At 65.8% G+C, this 1,514-nt stretch carries 2 protein-coding genes; both read right to left on the bottom strand.

Going from position 1 to position 1,514, the window contains the following annotated elements; translation table 11 throughout:
- Positions 1 to 1,134: AGE family epimerase/isomerase (locus tag RT662_RS15135; protein ID WP_313671520.1), on the bottom strand; the 1,134-nt coding region annotated here is incomplete at its 3' end.
- Positions 1,127 to 1,514 (bottom strand): HAD-IIIA family hydrolase (locus RT662_RS15140; RefSeq protein ID WP_313671521.1); only part of this gene is annotated, 388 nt, incomplete at its 5' end. The genes RT662_RS15140 and RT662_RS15135, both read right to left, overlap by 8 nt.

Consider the following 1,514-nt stretch of genomic DNA (forward strand, 5'->3'; position numbering starts at 1 on the left):
CGCCAATTCCGCATAGGCGCAGGCGATGTGATACAGTGAACTCGCTGGTGCGAGTTCCGGAATCCAGCTGCCATCGGGGTTCAATTTGTCGCGCCACAGGCCCGGCGTCGGCACGGCGTAATATTGCTCCAGCCCGGCGAGCGCGCGGGCGGCCTCTTCGGCTTCGGCGGCGGTACCGAGCCGGCGGTGGCGGATGGCGGCGGCCTTGATGCGCTCCGTCTGTGGCCACAGACGGGCCTTGCCATTGTGCAGGCTGCCGTCGGTGAGCACTTCGTTGATGCACACATTGCGGGTGGCGCACAGGCCGTGGGCGCGGGCGAAGGCGGTGAGCCGATCAGACACGGCAAAGGCGCCCGCGCGGCCGCTGGCACCCAGGCGCTCGAACAGCCATGCCCACTCGAAACAATGCCCCGGTTCAACGATACGGCCTTCGATGCCGGGGGCAGGGGCCAGATCATCGGTGAAATATTCCAGCAGGGCGCCGGTGGCCGGATCGATGAAGCGCGTGGCGGCCAGATCGGCGATCATCGTGGCAAAGGCCAGGAAGCGCGGGCGGCCGCTGGCTTCGGCCAGGGCCAGCGAGGCTTCGAACAGGTGCATGTGCGGGTTTTGCCGGCGGATGCGCGGATCGTCCTTCTCGCCCTCGGTAAAGCCGCCGGCGGGGTGAGACCAGTTGGCTTCGATGGTGTCGAGCAGTTCTTCGGCCACATCAAACCAGTGCGGATCGGCCAGCGCCTCGCGCGCCGTGGCCAGCGCCAGCAGCACGAAGGCCTGATCATAAAGATCGGCGCGGGTATCAAGCGGGTGGGCATCAACATCCAGCCGGTGGACGTAAAAGCCATCGGCGCGGCGCGCACCAGCCACCAGGGCGCGGATGGTTTCGCCGATCAGCTGCTGCCACGGTCCATCCCAGCCCAGCCGGCCGATGGTGGCAAAGCTATAGACATGGCGGGCCTGCACGAAGACGCGGAAATAGGCCGGATCGGGCACGCCATCCAGCGTCATGCGTTCGGGAAACAGGCCCGAAGCGGTGTGGCCACGAAACGCCCACAAAGGCGCTGCCACATCGCAAAGCCAGCGCTGGGCGCGACTGGCCTCTGGAAGGAGGGTGGCGGGGGAAACGGAATCAGGCATGGGGGTCACCTGCTTTGATCTTCCTTGTCATTGCGGCAAGGTGGGGGGCAAGGAAATTGTGCAGATTGCCACCAGCGAACGGCACGGCGGCAGTCCCGGCAGCGGTGGCGGCAGCCAGATCGGTGGGTTGATCGCCCACCAGCAGGCTGTGTTCACGGTTTACGGGCCAGTGTGCCATCAAATCATTCAGCATCCCCGGCGCGGGCTTGCGCCATGGATGAGCGCTGGCATAGGCCGGATTTGTAGCATCCGGGTGAAACGGGCAATAGCGCCAATCATCGATGGCCGCGCCCTCCTGGCGCAGCTGCGCCGCCATCCACTGATGCAGGGCCTGCACATCGGTTTCGCCATAATGGCCCTTGGCCACGCCAGCCTGATTG

The organism is Sandarakinorhabdus sp. (assembly GCF_032115815.1).
Taxonomy (GTDB): domain Bacteria; phylum Pseudomonadota; class Alphaproteobacteria; order Sphingomonadales; family Sphingomonadaceae; genus Sandarakinorhabdus.